This is a genomic window from Rahnella perminowiae, from assembly GCF_019049695.1.
In the GTDB taxonomy this organism is placed as follows: Bacteria; Pseudomonadota; Gammaproteobacteria; order Enterobacterales; family Enterobacteriaceae; genus Rahnella; species Rahnella perminowiae.
On record NZ_JAFMOT010000172.1, the window covers coordinates 49,837 to 68,781 of the forward strand.

Annotated in this window: 18 protein-coding genes; 12 read left to right on the forward strand and 6 right to left on the reverse strand. The window is 48.6% G+C overall.

Annotated elements, in window-relative coordinates; all coding sequences use genetic code 11:
- Position 1: 1 nt before the first annotated feature.
- The 4 genes from gpsA to J1781_RS10415 all read right to left on the reverse strand — a co-directional run bounded on the left by gpsA (position 2) and on the right by J1781_RS10415 (position 2,292).
- A complete protein-coding gene (gene gpsA / locus J1781_RS10400) occupies positions 2 to 1,021 on the reverse strand; it encodes an NAD(P)H-dependent glycerol-3-phosphate dehydrogenase (RefSeq protein ID WP_129955291.1) in 1,020 nt (339 codons plus the stop codon).
- Positions 1,021 to 1,491 carry a protein-export chaperone SecB gene (gene secB, locus J1781_RS10405; RefSeq protein ID WP_129955290.1) on the reverse strand — a complete coding sequence of 157 codons (471 nt, stop codon included), beginning with the start codon at positions 1,489 to 1,491 and terminating at the stop codon, positions 1,021 to 1,023. Before secB ends, gpsA begins: the two co-directional genes overlap by 1 nt.
- A 64-nt stretch (positions 1,492 to 1,555) precedes the next feature.
- Positions 1,556 to 1,807 carry a glutaredoxin 3 gene (grxC, locus tag J1781_RS10410; protein ID WP_129992184.1) on the reverse strand — a complete coding sequence of 84 codons (252 nt, stop codon included), beginning with the start codon at positions 1,805 to 1,807 and terminating at the stop codon, positions 1,556 to 1,558.
- A gap of 53 nt (positions 1,808 to 1,860) precedes the next feature.
- A complete protein-coding gene (locus J1781_RS10415; RefSeq protein WP_013577604.1) occupies positions 1,861 to 2,292 on the reverse strand; it encodes a rhodanese-like domain-containing protein in 432 nt (143 codons plus the stop codon).
- Between the two features lie 303 nt (positions 2,293 to 2,595).
- Here J1781_RS10415 and gpmM point away from each other — a divergent pair, with 303 nt between their 5' ends.
- The 5 genes from gpmM to J1781_RS10440 all read left to right on the forward strand — a co-directional run bounded on the left by gpmM (position 2,596) and on the right by J1781_RS10440 (position 8,847).
- The gene (gene gpmM, locus J1781_RS10420) at positions 2,596 to 4,140 is read left to right on the forward strand and encodes a 2,3-bisphosphoglycerate-independent phosphoglycerate mutase (RefSeq protein WP_129955289.1); all 1,545 of its coding nucleotides are present in this window, start codon (positions 2,596 to 2,598) and stop codon (positions 4,138 to 4,140) included.
- A 172-nt stretch (positions 4,141 to 4,312) separates the two neighbouring features.
- Positions 4,313 to 5,578 carry a murein hydrolase activator EnvC gene (envC, locus tag J1781_RS10425; RefSeq protein WP_370278366.1) on the forward strand — a complete coding sequence of 422 codons (1,266 nt, stop codon included), beginning with the start codon at positions 4,313 to 4,315 and terminating at the stop codon, positions 5,576 to 5,578.
- Between the two features lie 2 nt (positions 5,579 to 5,580).
- Complete coding sequence (locus J1781_RS10430) at positions 5,581 to 6,510, forward strand: divergent polysaccharide deacetylase family protein (RefSeq protein WP_129992186.1); 930 nt, start codon at positions 5,581 to 5,583, stop codon at positions 6,508 to 6,510.
- Positions 6,511 to 6,691: 181 nt separating this feature from the next.
- A complete protein-coding gene (locus tag J1781_RS10435; RefSeq protein WP_129955286.1) occupies positions 6,692 to 7,915 on the forward strand; it encodes a glycosyltransferase in 1,224 nt (407 codons plus the stop codon).
- Positions 7,916 to 7,917: 2 nt separating this feature from the next.
- Entirely contained in the window at positions 7,918 to 8,847 is a 930-nt protein-coding gene (locus J1781_RS10440; protein ID WP_129992187.1) for a hypothetical protein, read from the forward strand.
- 67 nt (positions 8,848 to 8,914) lie between these two features.
- On the opposite strand, the gene tdh is transcribed toward J1781_RS10440, so the two are convergent.
- Together tdh and kbl are read right to left on the reverse strand one after the other, a co-directional pair.
- Positions 8,915 to 9,937, reverse strand: coding sequence for an L-threonine 3-dehydrogenase (tdh, locus tag J1781_RS10445; RefSeq protein ID WP_129955284.1), 1,023 nt, complete (start codon positions 9,935 to 9,937; stop codon positions 8,915 to 8,917).
- Positions 9,938 to 9,946: 9 nt separating this feature from the next.
- A complete protein-coding gene (gene kbl / locus J1781_RS10450; RefSeq protein ID WP_129955283.1) occupies positions 9,947 to 11,143 on the reverse strand; it encodes a glycine C-acetyltransferase in 1,197 nt (398 codons plus the stop codon).
- 242 nt (positions 11,144 to 11,385) lie between these two features.
- Between kbl and rfaD the strand changes: the two genes are divergently transcribed.
- The 7 genes from rfaD to J1781_RS10485 all read left to right on the forward strand — a co-directional run bounded on the left by rfaD (position 11,386) and on the right by J1781_RS10485 (position 18,836).
- On the forward strand, positions 11,386 to 12,318 hold the full coding sequence (gene rfaD / locus J1781_RS10455) for an ADP-glyceromanno-heptose 6-epimerase (RefSeq protein ID WP_129955282.1): 933 nt from the start codon (positions 11,386 to 11,388) through the stop codon (positions 12,316 to 12,318).
- A 30-nt stretch (positions 12,319 to 12,348) separates the two neighbouring features.
- On the forward strand, positions 12,349 to 13,398 hold the full coding sequence (gene rfaF / locus J1781_RS10460) for an ADP-heptose--LPS heptosyltransferase RfaF (protein WP_129955281.1): 1,050 nt from the start codon (positions 12,349 to 12,351) through the stop codon (positions 13,396 to 13,398).
- Entirely contained in the window at positions 13,398 to 14,381 is a 984-nt protein-coding gene (gene rfaC, locus J1781_RS10465; protein ID WP_129955280.1) for a lipopolysaccharide heptosyltransferase RfaC, read from the forward strand. The genes rfaF and rfaC overlap by 1 nt, the downstream gene beginning before the upstream one ends.
- 2 nt (positions 14,382 to 14,383) lie before the next feature.
- Positions 14,384 to 15,481 carry a glycosyltransferase family 9 protein gene (locus tag J1781_RS10470; RefSeq protein WP_217233511.1) on the forward strand — a complete coding sequence of 366 codons (1,098 nt, stop codon included), beginning with the start codon at positions 14,384 to 14,386 and terminating at the stop codon, positions 15,479 to 15,481.
- Complete coding sequence (locus J1781_RS10475) at positions 15,474 to 16,478, forward strand: glycosyltransferase family 8 protein (protein WP_217219148.1); 1,005 nt, start codon at positions 15,474 to 15,476, stop codon at positions 16,476 to 16,478. The genes J1781_RS10470 and J1781_RS10475 overlap by 8 nt, the downstream gene beginning before the upstream one ends.
- On the forward strand, positions 16,475 to 17,761 hold the full coding sequence (locus J1781_RS10480; protein WP_217233512.1) for an O-antigen ligase family protein: 1,287 nt from the start codon (positions 16,475 to 16,477) through the stop codon (positions 17,759 to 17,761). Before J1781_RS10475 ends, J1781_RS10480 begins: the two co-directional genes overlap by 4 nt.
- Positions 17,762 to 17,828: 67 nt before the next feature.
- Positions 17,829 to 18,836, forward strand: coding sequence for a glycosyltransferase (locus tag J1781_RS10485; protein ID WP_217233513.1), 1,008 nt, complete (start codon positions 17,829 to 17,831; stop codon positions 18,834 to 18,836).
- Positions 18,837 to 18,945 lie beyond the last annotated feature (109 nt).

Sequence of the window (18,945 nt, forward strand, 5' to 3'; positions counted from 1 at the left end):
TTCAGTGGCTGTGTTTTTCGTCCTTGCTCGCACGGGCAAGCAGACTGATTGCTGCTTCACGCGCATCTTTACCGCAATACAGCACCTGGTAAATCTGTTCCGTGATCGGCATTTCAACATTATTTCGCTGCGCCAGAGCCCGCACTTCTTTTGTATTGCGATAGCCTTCAACAACCTGGCCGATGGTGTCCTGAGCAGTCTGAACATCTTTGCCTTGCCCCAGCATAATGCCGAAGCGACGGTTGCGGGACTGGTTGTCTGTGCAGGTTAACACTAAATCACCCAAGCCTGCCATGCCCATAAATGTGGCTGGGTCAGCGCCTAAAGCGGAACCCAGGCGTGTCATTTCTGCCAGACCACGGGTAATCAGCGCGGTTCTTGCATTAGCCCCAAAGCCGATACCATCAGACATCCCGGCACCAATCGCGATAACATTTTTAATCGCACCGCCCAGCTGAACACCGATAAAATCGGGGTTGCTGTAAACACGGAAGCTTTTGCCACAGTGCAGCAATTGCTGCAAATCTTCGGCAAAACGGGTATCCGTTGCGGCCAGTGAGATTGCCGTTGGCATGCCGGCCGCCAGTTCTTTAGCAAATGTCGGCCCGGAAACGACGGCTAATGGAATTGCATCGCCGAGTTCTTCGCGCGCAACATCTTGCAACAAACGTCCGGTTTCGGCTTCCAGACCTTTCGTCGCCCACACCACGCGCGCATCAGGGCGCAGATGCGGTTTCAGCTGGCGTAATACGTCACCAAATACGTGGCTTGGCACCACAACCAGTACATTACGACTGGCAGCTAACGCGATAGAAAGATTGGTTTCGAGCAACAGATTATCGGGGAAATGAACATCAGGAAGGAATTCCTGATTACAACGGGCGCGCTGTAACGCATTGATGTGGTCGGGATTATGTCCCCACAGCACAACGGGATGACCATTTCTGGCAAGAGTAATCGCTAAAGCGGTGCCGTACGAGCCGGCACCGATCACTGTCATTGACGCATTGACGGTTTTCATCAGGCATCCTGATGCGGTTCAGCACCTTCGCCTTCAGCTTGCTGTTGCAGATAGTTCATGAACAGAGCGTCAAAGTTAACAGGTGCCAGATTCAGTTGCGGGAAGGTACCGCGGGAAACCAGGCTGGTGATGCACTCACGGGCATACGGGAACAGAATGTTCGGGCAATATGCCCCCAGGCAATGTGCCATCTGGTTGCCATCAATACCGGAGATAGTGAAGATACCACCTTGCTGAACTTCGCACAGGAACGCAGTTTCGTCGCCCAGGGAAGACGTTACGGTCACACGCAAGACGACTTCATATACGCCGTCAGCCAGCTGGCTGGAAGCAGTATCAAGATCCAGTTTAACTTCTGGCTGCCAGTCTTGCTGGAAAACCTGAGGCGCATTTGGCGCTTCAAAAGAGATGTCTTTGGTGTAGATACGTTGGATCTGGAAAGCCATCTCGGTGTTATTTTGTTCTGACATGTGAGTAGTACCCTCGGGTTAATAGTCCTTTTAAACACTTAATGGAAAACAGGCGCCGCCTTTATTAACCCAGCATTGGGTCAAGGCCACCGCGTGCATCAAGTGCATGTAAATCATCACAACCGCCTACGTGTTGCCCATCGATAAAAATCTGAGGAACGGTTGAACGACCGCTACGGGCGATCATTTTTTCACGTTGATCCGCGTCGCCGTCGATAGCGATTTCATCGAATGAAGCCCCTTTGCTATTAAGGAGAGCCTTCGCACGATGGCAGTAAGGGCAGGTTGCCTTGGTGTAGATTTCAATTTTGGCCATGGGTTCCACCTCAGAGTCGTAAAATTTATTGCCGTAGCAGTTTGCTTAATGTCTTATTTACCGCGCACTAATGGCAGATTTTCACTGCTCCAGCCGCTGATACCTTCTTTGAGTGTAAAGACGCGTTCAAAACCCGCAGCAATAAGGCCTTCAGCCGCAGTGCGGGAAGTCTGGCCTGTGGCACAAACCACGATAACAGGTTGTGCTTTATGTTTGGTCAGTTCACCCAGGTTGTTGTTCTTGATGTCGGCAGACAACACATTTTGTGATTCAGCGATGTGGCCTTTGCGGAATTCTTCACGCGCGCGGACATCGACAACAATGGCGTCTTCTTTGTTAATCAGGCGGGTTGCTTCGCCACGGGTGATCTCTTTTACTTTAGAAAAACGTGTTTTAAAAGTGGTTACAATTACTGCAATCAGTAACGCAACCCACGCCAGGCTGAGAACCGGATGCGCACTGATGAATGGCATAATATCTTGCATGGGGTGTAGCAACTCCCGTCAGTTGGGGGAAAATTCAAGGCTTCAGAGTATACCTGCGCGTCGGAGCAAATACAGCCAGTAAGCGCGGCGATTGCCACAATCTGCGGCACGTCTCGGAAAATTAACACGCCTTTATAGCGAAAGTTAACCCTCACCTCACCTCATCTTTGATCTCCTCCGGCTATTCACTTACCGCGCTGAGGTAAAATCAGCCGCCTTAAATGCCCTTAGCCGCGCCTGTTCAGACTGTTTCAGCTGGCGAGCCTAATGAGCATTTCATCTTTCAAACTGAGGTCAATTGACATGTCGAGCAACAAAAAACCGATGGTTCTGGTGATTCTTGATGGCTACGGGCATCGTGAAGAACAACAAGATAATGCAATTCTGAACGCCAAAACCCCCGTCATGGATAATTTGTGGGCCACTCATCCGCACACCCTCATCGCCGCATCCGGGCTGGACGTCGGTTTACCCGACGGGCAGATGGGTAACTCCGAAGTCGGCCATGTCAATTTAGGTGCCGGTCGCATCGTGTATCAGGATCTCACCCGTCTGGACAAAGAAATTAAAGAAGGTGATTTCTTTAATAATAGCGTACTGACTGGCGCTGTTGATCGTGCAATCGCCGCCGGCAAATCGGTTCATATTATGGGTCTGCTGTCTGCGGGTGGCGTTCACAGTCACGAAGATCACATTATGGCGATGATTGAGCTGGCGCAACGCCGTGGTGCGAAAGCCATTTATCTGCATGCCTTCCTGGATGGCCGCGATACCCCACCGCGCAGTGCTGAAGCAGCCCTGAAACGCTTCTCAGAAAAATTTGCACAGATAGGTACAGGCCGTATCGCGTCAATCGTGGGGCGTTATTACGCCATGGATCGCGACAACCGCTGGGATCGTGTGCAACAGGCCTATGACTTAATGTCACAGGCAAAAGGCGCATTCACTGCCGATAACGCCCTTGCAGGTCTGCAAGCCGCTTATGCCCGCGACGAAAATGATGAGTTCGTCAAACCGACTGTGTTGCAAGCCGCTGGCGAAGAAACTGCCGCAATCAATGATGGCGATGCGCTGGTCTTTATGAACTTCCGTGCAGACCGTGCACGTGAAATCACCCGTGCTTTCATTAGCCCGGATTTTGAGGGCTTTACCCGCGAAAAAGTGATTAATTTCGGCGATTTTATCATGCTGACCGAATATGCTGCAGACATCAATGCAGCCTGTGCCTATCCACCGGCATCCCTGAAAAATACGCTGGGCGAATGGTTGATGGCGCACGGGAAAACGCAGTTGCGTATCTCTGAAACCGAAAAATATGCCCATGTCACCTTCTTCTTTAACGGTGGCATGGAAGACTCATTTGAAGGCGAAGATCGTATCCTGGTGAAATCACCCAATGTGGCGACTTATGACCTGCAACCGGAAATGAGCTCTGCTGAACTGACGGAAAAATTGCTCGGCGCAATCAGCAGCGGTAAATATGACGCCATCATTTGTAACTATCCAAATGGCGACATGGTCGGCCATACCGGTGTTTACGATGCGGCTGTCAGTGCCGTTGAAGCGCTCGATAAATGTGTTGCTCAGGTCGTGGACGCAGTGAAAGCCGCCGGTGGTCAGTTGCTGATTACAGCCGACCACGGCAATGCGGAACAGATGCGTGATCCTGCCACCGGCCAGGCGCATACCGCACATACCAGCCTGCCGGTACCGCTCATCTATATCGGTGGAAATGCACAGGCTGTTGAAGGCGGTAAATTATCTGATATCGCGCCAACCATGCTTTCACTGATGGGCATGGAAATTCCGACGGAAATGACCGGCAAACCGCTGTTTATCGCCCGCTAATTGCTGTTAAAGCGTGTTAAAAAAGGTGTACTGACCTCCGTTGGTACGCCTTTTTTGTTTGTGCATCAGCCGGTTGATTAGTGTTACGATACGATAAGGGACAGCCATATTGTCTATCATCCACGGTCGACAAGCGGAAAAAAGTTTGAGCAAATTCATTCATTTCAGCCTGATGAGAACCCGCCTTTCCGCTCAGGACAAGGCCGTATCTGCCTTCCCATCTCCAGCCTTATTACTGTGCGTATCTCTGCTGTCTCTCTCTGTGAGCGTGCATGCTGACGACAATAAAGATCAGCTCAAAACCATTCAGCAAAACATTGCGGAAAAAGAAAAAAGCGTAAAACAGCAGAAACAGCAACGCGGCACTTTACTGCAGCAACTGCAGGCGCAGGAAAAAACCATCGCTTCAGCCAGCAGTCAGTTGCGCAGTACACAGTCAACCCTCGCCACTTTGGGAAAAGACATTTCCGGGCTGAATGCGTCCATCGATAAATTGCAAAAACAACAAAAGACGCAGGAAACTATTCTGGCAAAGCAGCTCGATGCCGCCTTCCGCATCGGGCAGCATAAGGGCCTGCAATTACTGCTGAGCAGCGAAGAGAGCGAACGCAGCGAGAGGATCCTGGCTTATTTTGGTTATCTGAATGAAGCACGACAGAAAACCATCGAAGATCTGAAACAGACCCGCACTACGCTGGCGGCACAGCGTGTGTCTTTGCAATCTAAACAAGCCCGGCAAAAAAGCCTGTTGGATGAACAGCAAACCCAGCAGCAGAAACTCGAACAGGCACGCGCCGCACGCAAACAAACACTGACCGCGCTCGAATCCTCATTGCAAAAAGATGAGCAGAGCCTGACTGAACTGCGCGCCAACGAATCCAGCCTGCAAAACAAAATTGCAGCCGCTGAACGTGCCGCCAAAGCACGCGCAGAAAAAGAAGCGCGTGAAGCTGCGGCAGTCAGAGCGAAAGAGCAACAGGCGAAGAAATCCGGCTCCACCTACAAACCAACCCAAAGCGAGCAATCCCTGATGGCCCGTACCGGCGGTCTGGGCAGACCATCAGGTCAAAATATCTGGCCTGTTAATGGTTCGTTGATACATCGCTTCGGCGAACAGCTTCAGGGTGAACTACGCTGGAAAGGGATGGTGATCTCAGCAAGGGAAGGCAGTGATGTCCGTGCGATTGCTGACGGACGGGTCATTCTGGCGGACTGGTTACAGGGATACGGGCTGGTTGTGGTTATCGATCACGGTAAAGGCGATATGAGCCTGTACGGCTACAATCAGGATGCGCTGGTCAGCGTAGGCGACCAGGTCAGAACCGGTCAGGCCATTGCTAAAGTTGGGAACAGCGGCGGACAGGGCCAGCCATCGCTGTATTTTGAAATTCGTCGTCAGGGCCAGGCAGTTAATCCACAGCCGTGGTTGGGAAGATAGCATTGCGATATAACAAGTCCGTTTTAGCTGCCGTTTGCGGTACTGCGTTCTTTGCCTGTCAGGTTCAGGCAGCGAAATTATCCATCCTGATCGATGACTTCGGTTATCGCCAGCATGAGGAAAACCAGGTACTTCAGATGCCAAAAGCGGTATCCGTCGCGATTTTCCCCAATGCACCCGATTCGCAGATGATGATGAACAAAGCGCACCAGCAGGGACGTGAGATTCTGATCCACCTGCCGATGGCACCGCTCAGCAAGCAACCTCTGGAAAAAGATACGCTCACACCTTCCATGAGTGCCGCAGAAGTGAAACGCATTGTCGATCAGGCGATCAGCAATATTCCCTACGCGATTGGTATCAATAACCATATGGGTAGCGCTATGACCTCCAGCCTGACCGGCATGGAAAATGTCATGCAGGCAATGAATGCTCACAACCTGTTTTTCCTCGATAGTATGACCATCGGCAACACCCAGTCAGTCAAGGCGGCTCAGGGTACCCGGGTGAAAGTGATTAAACGCAATGTCTTTTTAGATGATGTGCAGAATGAAGCGGAAATCCGCCGTCAATTTGAACGTGCAATTCAACTCGCACGCAAGAATGGCTATGCCATCGCGATCGGGCACCCACATCCCACTACGGTGAAAGTGCTGCAGCAAATGTTGCCAAACTTACCTGCCGATATCGTTCTGGTCAGGCCAAGCGATCTGCTGAACGAACCCCAGCGCAGCGCAGCAACCCGCAAAGCCACGATCGGGCCAGTAAAATCATCGCGTAAAGGCATCAGTGTCTGTCGCCTCAGGCAACCCATCCCGCAGATTTATGCGGACAGCATGTTTAAAGTTCTGGGAGAAAGCCTGAAATCTTTACCTGCCTTGGAGTTTGTGGAACGGCAGTATTCTGTGATGACAACTTTTACGCAAAACTAGAAATCGCACACATTGACGATTTCCTGATTATATTGATGGTAAGCATACCTCCGCTACCATTAACTAACTTATTGATATACATAAGTTTACGAGCCAAACTAAAAAGTAGAGCTTCTGGGTTTTGCCTCATATAATAGGCGCTGTATATTTTTTTGACCGGACTGAGCAAGGGCGCTAACCGATGGGACAAGATCGATCTAAAATTCTGCTACTGGATAGTGGCAAGGAATGGGGAGGCGGTACTAACAGTATGTTAGAACTGCTGAAAAGAATCGATCGTGAAAAATTTGAAATCAGCTGTTGCTTTTATAACGATTATGCCCGGGATAACGGCGAAACTATCGGCCAGATTTTAAACTCACTGAATGTTCCGGTATTCTTTATTCCGCAGGTTAAACAACCTGCCTGGGCAAAAATCGTCAAAGAAGTATTAAGAACGCTGTTTTTCTTTAACAGTAACTTGCGTCAGAAAGCCATTTATTCCATCGACAAAATCTGGCGTATTAACCCCAACATCCGCAAAATTCACTCCCTGCTTGAACTCGGTCAGTTTGACATTCTGTATATGAATAATCAGCCCAGCTCGAATGTTGAAGGCTATTATTCTACTGCCGGTTTACCCACAGAAATCGTACAACATTGTCGTATTGAGCCGGTGCTCAGCCGGGAAATTGTGCGTATCGTTAACCAGTTCTGCCACAGCATTATCTCTGTTTCTCAGGGTGTGCAGGAACAACTGCTCAAACGCGGTGTACGCAAGGAGTTATGTTTTACCGTTTTTAATGGCATTGATATTCATCAGCCATTGCCTGACGGCAATAAAATCCGGGAAGAATTAGCGGCAGACAACGATACGTTCATCTTTGGCAGTATCGGTTCTCTGATTAACCGCAAAGCCCATCACTTCACGTTACTGGCGCTGGACAAATTTAACCGCGCATTTCCGGAAGCTAAATGGAAAATGGTGTTTGTGGGTGAAGGCCCGAACTTACGCCGTCTCATTCAGCAAGCTTCGGCTCTGAATATGATGGATAAAGTCATATTCACAGGCTTTCAGAGCAATGCGCTGGAATACCTGTCCGCGTTTGATACCTTTATTTTGGGTTCAAAAAGTGAGGGCCTGCCACGGGTCGTGTTGGAATCGATGCTGCTAAAAACACCTGTGATTGGATCGAATGTCACCGGAACGGCCGAACTGATTAAAAATGCAGAAACCGGCATGTTATTTGAGTATGGCGATATTGAAATGCTCTTTAACCATATGAAAACACTGTATCTCAATGCCCATCTGAGAAATGAAATCGCAGAGCAGGCAAACCTGATTGTTCGCGAAAAATTTGCAATTGAAAAATATGTCTCAGGCGTTGAAACCGTTTTAAGCAGTGTGAAAAAGAAACAAGGCTGAATATGTTCAAATTTCTAAATCCAAAATATCGTCACATACTTTCGCGCCATAATTTGCCGTATACCGATACCGTCACGCCAGACAAACCCAAAAACAGTGTTACGTCAGTAGTGATCCCTTCTGCAGGGGCCGACTATATTGAAGAGGCGTGTCTGTGTGCAGAATTTGCCGATAAATTCGCGACCGCATTACAGGAAATCGTGATTGTTACCGATCAGGATGCCAGCCATTTCCGCCCGTTGCCTGAGAAAGTCCGCATCGTCACGCTTAACCCTGAGACCAAATCCGGTGATTATCGTTATAAACAAATTTATCTCAGCCGCCTGATCAAACTGATGGCACCTTTGCAGGCCAAAACTGACGGTATTTTGATGATCGATTCCGATCTGAATTTACTCAAAATGCCTGAAATTCAGTTACATGAAAATCACATTTACTCAAGTTTCCGCCAGGGAAAGATGATTGCCAAACTGGACGGTTGTGATCCTGAGATAATCCCGGCGTATTACAAAAACAGCGTGCGCCCTTATATTGTTGATCATGTCAACGGCGCTTTCTTAGCCGCCACCCGTAAAACCTGGGAGCGTTTGTGCCCGCTGTGGATTATGTTTTTCAGAGATACCTGGAACCTTCTGCCAGACAATCAGCCACCGACTGATCAGCTACCTCTGGCCGCCATGCTGGATACACTGGATATCAAAAGCGTCAATCTGGGCGACTGGATGAACTGGCCGGTATCGAAAAAAATTGGCGGTACGCCATCGGTTATCCCGAAAGAAGTGATTGGCGCTCATGGCGGCTTCCCGCTGACAGAATGGCAAAAGTATCTGGCTTCACCGGATAATGAACTGTTATTCAAAGGGCAGGATTACACCCGTAAAGTACGTTATCTGACGGATGCCGAGAAAAAAACGGCCGATCCTGCGGCGTAACAACTGCGCCATTTTCAGCAAAAAGCCCGCTATTTCAGCGGGCTTTTTTCGTTCCCGGCGTACCGGATTACCAGTTGAGTATCACTTTGCCTGAATGCCCGGAGCGCATTGCATCAAACCCTTTCTGGAATTCATCAATAGGAAAATGGTGCGTAATGAGAGGGGTAAGATCTAATCCTGACTGAATCAGGGCGGCCATTTTGTACCAGGTTTCGAACATTTCCCTTCCGTAAATGCCTTTAATAAACAGCCCTTTGAAAATCACCTGATTCCAGTCGATCGCCATCTCAGTGGAGGGAATGCCCAGCATCGCAATCCGGCCTCCGTGATTCATGGCGTTGAGCATGCTGCGAAATGCGGACGGTGCACCTGACATCTCCAGTCCGACGTCAAACCCTTCCGTCATACCCAGTTCATCCATCACATTCTGCAAGCTTTGCTGACTGACGTTCACTGCCCGCGTTACGCCCATTTTACGCGCCAGTTCCAGACGGTATTCGTTCATATCTGTAATGACAACATGGCGGGCACCAACGTGTTTACAAATCGCAGCGGCCATGATGCCAATCGGGCCGGCACCGCTGATCAGCACATCTTCACCGACCAGATCAAACGACAATGCGGTATGCACAGCATTCCCGAAGGGATCAAAAATCGCAGCCAGATCATCGGAAATATTGTCCGGAATTTTAAACGCATTAAAAGCAGGCAATACCAGATATTCCGCAAAAGCACCCGGACGGTTTACCCCGACGCCCTGTGCATTGCGGCACAAATGTGTGCGTCCTCCGCGACAATTACGGCAATGTCCGCAGGTAATATGCCCCTCACCCGACACCCGGTCGCCGATACTGAAACCTTTAACTTCCTGGCCGATACCCACCACTTCGCCGACATATTCGTGTCCGACAACCATCGGCACGGGAATCGTTTTTTGTGACCACTCATCCCAGTTGTAGATATGCACATCAGTGCCACATATGGCCGTTTTACGGATTTTGATCAGCAAATCGTTGTGCCCTAATTCAGGTACCGGCGCATCCGTCATCCAGATGCCTTCTTCTCGTTTGAGTTTTGCTAAGGCTTTCATCGACATTCCTCAGGCGATCACGCCAAGTTTTTTGCCAATACGGGTGAAGGCTTCAACGGCCTTTTCGATCTGTTCCGTGCTGTGCGCCGCTGACATTTGAGTACGAATGCGCGCCTGTCCCTGAGGCACCACCGGATAAAAGAAACCGGTGACGTAAATCCCCTCCTGCTGCAAAAGCGATGCAAATTCCTGAGCCAGACGGGCCTCGCCCAGCATCACCGGGATAATCGCGTGATCGGCACCCGCCAGCGTGAAACCAGCGGCGGTCATTTTTTCACGGAACAGTCTGGCGTTGCTGAGCAAACGTTCACGAAGGTCGTTGCCTTCTTCGAGCATGGAAAGCACTTTAAGCGAGGCGGAGACAATCGACGGTGCCAGAGAATTAGAAAAGAGGTAAGGCCGCGAACGCTGGCGCAGCCAGTCGATCACTTCCTGACGCGCTGCGGTATAGCCGCCGGAAGCACCGCCCAGCGCTTTGCCGAGCGTGCCGGTGATGATATCCACACGCCCCATCACATCACAATATTCGTGCGTTCCCCGCCCTTCGGCTCCGACAAAACCAACCGCATGAGAATCATCGACCATTACCAGCGCGTCAAATCGTTCAGCAAGGTCGCACACGCCTTTCAGATTAGCAATCACACCATCCATCGAAAATACACCGTCGGTTGCCACCAGAATATGGCGGGCACCGTCGTCTTTTGCCTGCTGCAAACGGGTTTCCAGTTCAGCCATATTGTTGTTGGCATACCGGTAACGCCTGGCTTTGCATAACCGGACGCCGTCGATTATTGAGGCGTGATTCAGCGCATCCGAAATGATGGCGTCTTCTTCACCCAGTAATGTTTCGAATAACCCGCCGTTGGCATCAAAACAGGAGGAATAGAGGATGGCATCATCCATACCGAGAAAATCAGCCAGACGGTGTTCGAGCTCTTTGTGCGTATCTTGTGTACCACAGATAAAGCGGACCGAAGCCATGCCGAAACCGTGGCTGTCGAGACCAGCTTTTGCCGCGTCGATTAATGCAGGATGATTGGCCAGGCCAAGGTAGTTGTTAGCGCAAAAATTGATGACCGGATGGCCGCCAGCAACGGCGACTTCTGCCTGCTGGGGCGTGGTGAGAATGCGTTCTTCTTTAAACAGCCCTTCAACCCGAGCCTGATCCAGCTGATCTTCCAGCTGCCGATAAAACGAAACAGACATACAGTATTCTCCTGAAATGACTCATTCACGGAATACCTTACTAATCTGCATATGAAATAACGATGAAAGTGCTCACAATATCTTTGTTTTGCAGCATAGTTCACGCCTTACGCCCTGAAACATAAGAATCCCTGTTATAGGACACCTTCCCAATGTGAGCTTCATAATGAAGTGTTATGATATTACCCATTATACAGGCTGTGCATGGTGCGCAGTTCTTCAAATGATTAAAGGTGAATCCCATGATAATCGTCACTGGCGGCGCTGGTTTTATCGGCAGCAATATTATTAAATCGCTCAATGATATGGGATACCGCGATATTCTGGTGGTGGATAATCTGAAAGACGGCACCAAGTTCGTCAATCTGGTTGATCTGGATATTGCGGATTATTGCGACAAAGAAGATTTCATCGCCAGCATCGTCGCCGGCGACGATCTGGGTGATATCGACGCCATTTTCCATGAAGGCGCGTGCTCTTCCACGACCGAGTGGGACGGCAAATACATGATGGATAACAACTATCAGTACTCCAAAGATGTTCTGCATTATTGTCTGGATCGCAGTATTCCCTTCCTGTATGCCTCTTCCGCAGCAACCTATGGTAGTCAGAGCACCAGCTTTGTAGAAGATCGCCAATATGAGCAGCCGCTGAACGTCTACGGTTACTCTAAGTTCCTGTTTGACCAGTATGTACGCGAAATTCTGCCGCACGCTGAATCTCAAATCTGTGGTTTCCGCTATTTCAACGTTTACGGACCGCGTGAAGGCCATAAAGGCAGCATGGCGAGCGTAGCATTCCATCTGAATAATCAGATCAAAGCCGGGGAAAACCCAAAACTGTTCTCTGGCAGCGAAGGCTTCAAGCGCGATTTCATCTATGTAGGTGATGTGGCAGCCGTGAACCTGTGGTTCTGGCAAAACGGGGTTTCAGGCATTTTCAACTGCGGTACCGGCCGTTCGGAATCCTTCCAGGCTGTAGCAGACGCCGTTGTGGCGTACCACAATTCTGGCGATATCGAATACATTCCTTTCCCGGAAAAACTCAAGGGCCGCTACCAGTCTTTCACGCAGGCCGATATGACTGCTCTGCGTAACGCCGGTTATGACAAGCCCTTCAAAACAGTGGCTGAAGGTGTGACGGAATACATGAGCTGGCTTAACCGCACAGTTTAAGCCCTGCACCTTGAGGAATGGATTAACGGTATGAAAATACTGGTAATTGGGCCGTCATGGGTCGGTGACATGATGATGTCACAAAGTCTTTATCGCACCCTGAAAGCTGCGCACCCCGATGCTCAGATTGACGTGATGGCACCTGCATGGTGCCGTCCTTTACTTGATCGCATGCCGGAAGTGCATCAGGCGCTGGCAATGCCGCTGGGCCATGGAGCGCTGGAATTGGGCGAGCGTCGTCGTCTGGGTATTTCACTGCGCAATGAGAAATATCAGCGCGCATACGTTCTGCCTAACTCGTTTAAATCGGCGCTGATACCTTTCTTTGCCCGTATTCCTCAGCGCACCGGCTGGCGTGGCGAAATGCGTTATGGCCTGCTCAATGATTTGCGGGTACTGGATAAACCCGCATTCCCACTGATGGTTCAGCGTTATGCCGCACTGGGCTATGATGCCCGGCAAATCAAAACTGCCGCTGATCTTCCGCAACCTGTTCTGTGGCCGAAATTAGCGGTCAGCAACGCGGAAGTCACTGCGGTTAAAACCGCCTTCTCTGTGGATAATACCCGCCCGCTGATAGGTTTCTGCCCTGGCGCGGAATTTGGCCCGGCAAAACGCTGGCCTCATTATCACTACGCGGTGCTGGCTGAAAAGCTGATCAGCGAAGGCTATCAGGTGGTGCTGTTTGGTTCCGCAAAAGATAACGCTGCAGGTGAACAAATCCGCCTGGCGCTGACAGAAAACGCACAGCCTTTCTGCCTCAATCTGGCGGGGAAAACCTCCCTGGATCAGGCGGTCGTGATGATTGCCGCCTGTCATGCGGTGGTCAGTAATGATTCAGGTCTTATGCATGTTGCCGCTGCTCTGGATAAACCGCTGGTGGCACTTTACGGGCCCAGCAGCCCGGACTTTACGCCACCACTCAGTCATCAGGCAAAAGTTATACGCCTTATCACCGGCTATCATAAAGTCCGTAAAGGCGATGCGGAAGAAGGCTATCACCAAAGTTTAATTGATATTCAACCCGGGCAGGTTTACCAGGAACTCACCCAGTTGCTGAACGCAAGGAAGGAGCTTTAATGCGGGTTCTCATCGTCAAAACCTCGTCCATGGGCGACGTTCTGCATACTCTTCCGGCGTTAACGGATGCGATGCAGGCCATTCCTGGGATCCGCTTTGACTGGGTTGTGGAAGAAGGCTTTACCCAGATCCCCGGCTGGCATCCTGCCGTTGATCGCGTGATACCTGTCGCCATCCGCCGCTGGCGTAAAAACTGGTTCGGTTCTGAAACCCGGCATCAACGCTGCGATTTCAAACGCGAAGTTCAGTCTCAAACCTATGATGTCATCATCGATGCTCAGGGTCTGATGAAAAGTGCAGCACTGATCACCCGCGTCGCCAAAGGCGAAAAACACGGGCAAGATTGTAAAAGTGCCCGCGAGCCATTCGCCAGCTGGTTCTACAATCAACGCCATGAAATCGATAAAAAGCAGCATGCGGTAGAGCGTACCCGGGAGTTATTTGCGAAAAGCCTGGGTTATGAAAAGCCATCAGGCCAGGGGGATTACGCTATTGCGGCACGTTTCCTCTCCCATCTTCCTGCTGATACGCAGCCGTATCTGGTGTTTCTTCATGCCACCACCCGCGCAGATAAGCACTGGCCGGAAGAGCACTGGCGTGCGCTGATCAGCATGTTCGACGGGCAAAATATTTGCATCAAACTTCCATGGGGGGCAGACCATGAATATCAACGCGCATTGCGCCTGGCGGAAGGTTTTCCTTATGTCGAGGTGCTGCCTAAACTGAGCCTGGAAAAAGTTGCTGAGGTTTTAGCGGGGGCGAAAGCGGTCATTTCTGTTGATACCGGGCTGAGCCATCTGACCGCCGCGCTGGATCGTCCCAATATCACACTTTACGGACCGACCGATCCCGGCTTGATTGGCGGGTATGGAAAGAATCAGTTTATCCTCAAAGCCGATGACAACGCATTGAAAAACTTATCTGCAAAAAGCGTCTTTGAACGTCTGAGTGACCTGCTGGCGGCGAAAGAGGAAATGAACTGACCATGAGCTACGTGATTATTTTCATTTTGCTGTGGCCGTTCAAAATGCTGATGAAGCCTTTTCATCAGGGAAAAGGACGAAATCTGGTCATACAAACCGCCAAAATTGGTGACTTCGTCAATATTACGCCTTTACTAAAACACTTAAAAAAATCAGATGTTTTGCTCAGTAAAACGGTTATGCCTTTGGCTTCACATGATGCGACGATTGATTCTATTTATCTCATTGAAGATTATAAAAAATCTTTAGTCAGTAAAATTGGTCTCGCCTTTCACCTGCTTAACCGCTACGACAATGTTTATCTGCTGCAACCTAACAGCGTTAATGCTTTCTATGCCGCCTTCTGTAACGCCAGGCATAAAGCCTTTCTGATTGCTTATACCCGCAAGTGGTATCACGGGATTTTTTATCAGACGGCAGACGTTGTTCGTTTACACCAGAAAACTGATTTCACGCTGGAAAGTTACCTGAAGCTGGCAGATCCCAGCCTCAGCGCAGACAGTTATACTAAACATGCCACCCTTCCTTTGTGGGTGCCTGAAAAAATCTTGCCGGAGCTGGCTGAAAACAAGCAGATCAAAATAGGTATCAGCATTTCGGCAGGCAATAAAGCGAAAACAATTCCAACGGCAGTATGGATTAAAATCCTTAACGCCCTGAAGGATATTCCTTGTCAGTTTTATATTTTTGGCCCGGAGAATGAGCAGAAATACCTTGACCAGTTGCTGGGGAAACTCAGTCACCGCGAAAATATCACTAGCCTGATCGGTAAGCTAAAATTGCATGAAGTCCCTCATGCCATTTCTCAGATGGATATGTATATCGCCTCAGACTCCGGCAATGTATATATCGCTGATGCCATGAAGATACCGGTGGTCTGTTTAGCGGGGCCTTGTGACTTAGCCGAACAACATCCGACCTATGCGCCGCTCATCCTGACACCAGAAAATAAGCAACTCGCGCCTGAATCGTTCATTTTCTCAGCACCTTATCAATTCAGGCACAGCGCTGAAGAACTCTTTTCCCTCAGTGATGCACAACTGGAGAAAATACGTTCATTTGTTATAAGCAAAACAAGTCAGGTACAAAACTATGTCTGACCATGAATACCTGAGCTATCTCGAGCATAAAGAAGAGCTCGTAAACCATTTAGAGGATTCAGCCTTCCCTGTGGTTCATATCGCATTCGGAATAAATAATGCGTATGCCCGTGGTATGGGGATCACTGTCTTTTCTGTTCTGAAAAACAATCCTGACTTAGCTTTTCATATTCATATATTTGGCAGTGCGCTCGATGACAAATCAAAAGACCGGCTGCTCGAGCTGGCAGTAAACCAACCGCTGGCCATAACCTGTTACGTATTCAAAGAGTCTGCGTTCACGGATTTGCCGCTGATGGGCCGCTATCCGCAGGCTATTTATTACCGTTTGTTTACTCCTTATATCCTTTCTGATGTCACCTCAAAATTACTCTATCTTGACGCGGACACATTATGTTTAGGCAGTTATAAGGAGCTGAACGAGATGGATATCAGCGCCTGTACACTGGCGGCTGTCAATGATACGCGGCGGGCCAGAAATAAACTTTGTTCACAGTTAAGCCTGACAAAGGGTAACTACTTTAACTCAGGATTTTTATACATCAACATCCCTCAGTGGATCGAAAAAAATACCACTGAGCGGATCATCCAGGCGCTTTCCTGTCAGGGAAATGAATTTAAATTCCCTGATCAGGATGCACTTAATATTGTCCTTGAACATGAAGTTTTACTACTTCCCAAAAAGTACAATTTCGTGTGTGATATTATTTTAAATAAAGTAGGGAACAAAGTTGATATTCCTAAAGATACCATCCTGATTCATTACACAGGTAAATGTAAACCCTGGCATCTTTGGGGAATGGGAGAACTGGCTGATATTTATGATCACTATTATGCTCAATCTCCATGGCAAGCAGTTCCACATGATGTGCCTGTTTCCTACAAAGAAATGAAACGTTATGCGCAAGCGCTCTGGTATAAGGGTCGCTACCTGACCAGTTTGTGCTGGATGTCCAAGTATATGAACAAGAAGATTTTCAGGAAAAGTCCTTTATGATCAACGTGCTAATTGATAATATAAAGAAATCGTCTCTGGACGATAAACTGGCATCAGTATTTTTTTTATTTATTACTATCTCTATTTCTTTCTTTATGTATTCCGGTGAAATTACCCGTAATTTCTTTTATATCGTTACTTATATTTCAGTCATATACTTTATCTATATTAGTTTACGGGTTGAAAAGAAAATTCACTTCTATCCTGTAGCCTGCACAATTCTGCTCCTGGGTATCAGCAAGTTACTTTGGGTTATGCTGACCGTCAACCATCAGTATCCGCTTATTGCATACCATTACCAAATCAGTGGCAAACGACTCATACTGGCATCATTCATCCTTTATGCCATTGAGCATAATATTCATAAATGGAAAATCCCCACACTGACAGTACGCACGGGTATTTCCATTATGACGCTTCTGTTTTTAATCATATCAGCAACGCGCATCGCTTATTATTTAAAAACAGGCGACCGTATTCAAATAAACTCTGATGCCCCGACATCCGGTGCCTATACATTCACGATTTTTTCCTTACTGGTCATGTACAGCCTGAAATATCATGCTTTAAAACATTACCGATTCATTTGCCTGATTGTAATGACCATGACATTTGCTGTACTTGCGGCCACCGAAACTCGTTCAGCAATGCTACTTTTTACGCTCATTAGTGCAGGCAGCATCATTTACGACTTTGTCAAAAGTTCCCATACTTCTAAAATGATATACGGTTTTGGCATCACCGCTTTGATTATTGCCGCCGTTCTCTCAGGCCATCCTTATTACAATAAGGTACTCACCCGCCTCGACAACCTTCAGAACGAGGTCGCCTCATATCATGAAGGCAACCGCAATACTTCAGTCGGCGCGCGTTTCTCAATGTGGCGCGCCGGATTGAATGTTTTCGAACAACACCCGTTTGGTCAGTCTGCTGACAGCCGCAATGCACTGGCGACAACGTTCATCGATCAGCATGAAGGCGGCAATCCGGAAGCGTTACGTAATCTGCAGTTCCATCTGCATAATGACATTATCGATACCTTGTCATTACAGGGAATTTTCGGCGCATTGATTATGGTACTTTTCTTCGCTGTATTATTGCTCTATCCCTTCAGACTGATACCCAAAGGTTACGAATTTTTATTGTTGTCGGTTCCGGTAATTTACTTCAGTCAGGGCGATACCCAGTTTTATAATCGCGAATCACCGTATTTTATTGTGCTGGTCTTCGCCTATCTGTTGATGCTGAGAATGAGGACGCGGCCCTCTTTAGAAAAACAATGATTTTTCCGGGCTGTGAGCTCGCACCGGCCCGGTTGTTTGCCATCTTTATCAGTGGAAAATCTGTGATATGCCTTTAACAACGACATCGGACAACATTAAGCTCAGCGCGATTATTCCCCTGTATAACGGCGGGGAGATGTTCCGAAACTTTATGGATTCGCTCGTCGCCCAGACGCTGGAAAACCTCGAAGTCATCATCGTTAATGATGGCTCGACAGATGGTTCCGAGCGCGTTGCGCAAGAATACGCCAGCAAATACCCGCATATTCGCGTCATTCATCAGGCTAACGGCGGTGTTTCACGTGCGCGCAATGCCGGCCTGGATGTCGCCAAAGGTCAGTATGTCACTTTTCCGGATGCCGATGACATACTCTATCCGGACATGTATAAAACGCTGATTGAGCTGTGTGAACAAGATGATCTGGATGTCGCACAATGCAATGGTGAACGTTATTTTGTCAGCTCAGAAAAAGTTAAACCCATCATCCCCACCGATCGTTTAACGTCGACAGCCGTTCTGGATGGCCCGGACTGGCTTAAAATGGCGCTGGCAACAAACCGTTATTTGCACGTTGTATGGCTTGGAGTCTACCGTCTCCAGCTCATTAAAAAGCATAATCTGTATTTTGAACCGGGCCTGCATCATCAGGATATTCCCTGGACAACCGAATTAATGTTCAACGCACGCCGCGTGAAATATACCCAAAAGGTTCTTTATCGCTATTACATTCACGGCCAGTCAATCAGTAACCAAAAAAGAACTGGAATGAAAAACGTTGAATATCAAAGGCATTATCTAAAAATAGCCAAAATGCTTGATGCGTTAAATGAGCGATATAAAGACCAGGTAAAGATCTATGCGGAGTTTCCAAGACAGGTCACCCGTGAAGCCCTGACGGTCTGCCATTCTGTCCGCCGTGAGCCTGATCAGGCCGCCCGGAAAGCCATGATCGACGATATTTACACCTCCGGCACACGCAAAATAATGCTGCGTAACGCGCGCGGACTTAAACAATGGTGGCAACTGTTATTGTGGCTGTATCGCCTCCATAACCTGCGTAAAAAACTCGGTTAATCTGTTTCAGAAAGAGACGATTCCATTATGTCTTTAAGTGGAATCTAACTATTTCTTAAATGAAGTTATTTATCTTTCTATATCAGGAGGATAAATAACTTCACACCAT

Bases quoted from the DNA above. Each gene is read 5' to 3' on its own strand.
- tdh (WP_129955284.1), bottom strand. From the start codon at position 9,937: ATGAAAGCCTTAGCAAAACTCAAACGAGAAGAAGGCATCTGGATGACG.
- gpsA (WP_129955291.1), bottom strand. From the start codon at position 1,021: ATGAAAACCGTCAATGCGTCAATGACAGTGATCGGTGCCGGCTCGTAC.
- rfaF (WP_129955281.1), top strand. From the start codon at position 12,349: ATGAAAATACTGGTAATTGGGCCGTCATGGGTCGGTGACATGATGATG.
- J1781_RS10415 (WP_013577604.1), bottom strand. From the start codon at position 2,292: ATGCAAGATATTATGCCATTCATCAGTGCGCATCCGGTTCTCAGCCTG.
- rfaD (WP_129955282.1), top strand. From the start codon at position 11,386: ATGATAATCGTCACTGGCGGCGCTGGTTTTATCGGCAGCAATATTATT.
- secB (WP_129955290.1), bottom strand. From the start codon at position 1,491: ATGTCAGAACAAAATAACACCGAGATGGCTTTCCAGATCCAACGTATC.
- J1781_RS10435 (WP_129955286.1), top strand. From the start codon at position 6,692: ATGGGACAAGATCGATCTAAAATTCTGCTACTGGATAGTGGCAAGGAA.
- J1781_RS10475 (WP_217219148.1), top strand. From the start codon at position 15,474: ATGTCTGACCATGAATACCTGAGCTATCTCGAGCATAAAGAAGAGCTC.
- grxC (WP_129992184.1), bottom strand. From the start codon at position 1,807: ATGGCCAAAATTGAAATCTACACCAAGGCAACCTGCCCTTACTGCCAT.
- envC (WP_370278366.1), top strand. From the start codon at position 4,313: ATGAGAACCCGCCTTTCCGCTCAGGACAAGGCCGTATCTGCCTTCCCA.
- J1781_RS10480 (WP_217233512.1), top strand. From the start codon at position 16,475: ATGATCAACGTGCTAATTGATAATATAAAGAAATCGTCTCTGGACGAT.
- J1781_RS10440 (WP_129992187.1), top strand. From the start codon at position 7,918: ATGTTCAAATTTCTAAATCCAAAATATCGTCACATACTTTCGCGCCAT.
- kbl (WP_129955283.1), bottom strand. From the start codon at position 11,143: ATGTCTGTTTCGTTTTATCGGCAGCTGGAAGATCAGCTGGATCAGGCT.
- rfaC (WP_129955280.1), top strand. From the start codon at position 13,398: ATGCGGGTTCTCATCGTCAAAACCTCGTCCATGGGCGACGTTCTGCAT.
- J1781_RS10470 (WP_217233511.1), top strand. From the start codon at position 14,384: ATGAGCTACGTGATTATTTTCATTTTGCTGTGGCCGTTCAAAATGCTG.
- J1781_RS10485 (WP_217233513.1), top strand. From the start codon at position 17,829: ATGCCTTTAACAACGACATCGGACAACATTAAGCTCAGCGCGATTATT.
- gpmM (WP_129955289.1), top strand. From the start codon at position 2,596: ATGTCGAGCAACAAAAAACCGATGGTTCTGGTGATTCTTGATGGCTAC.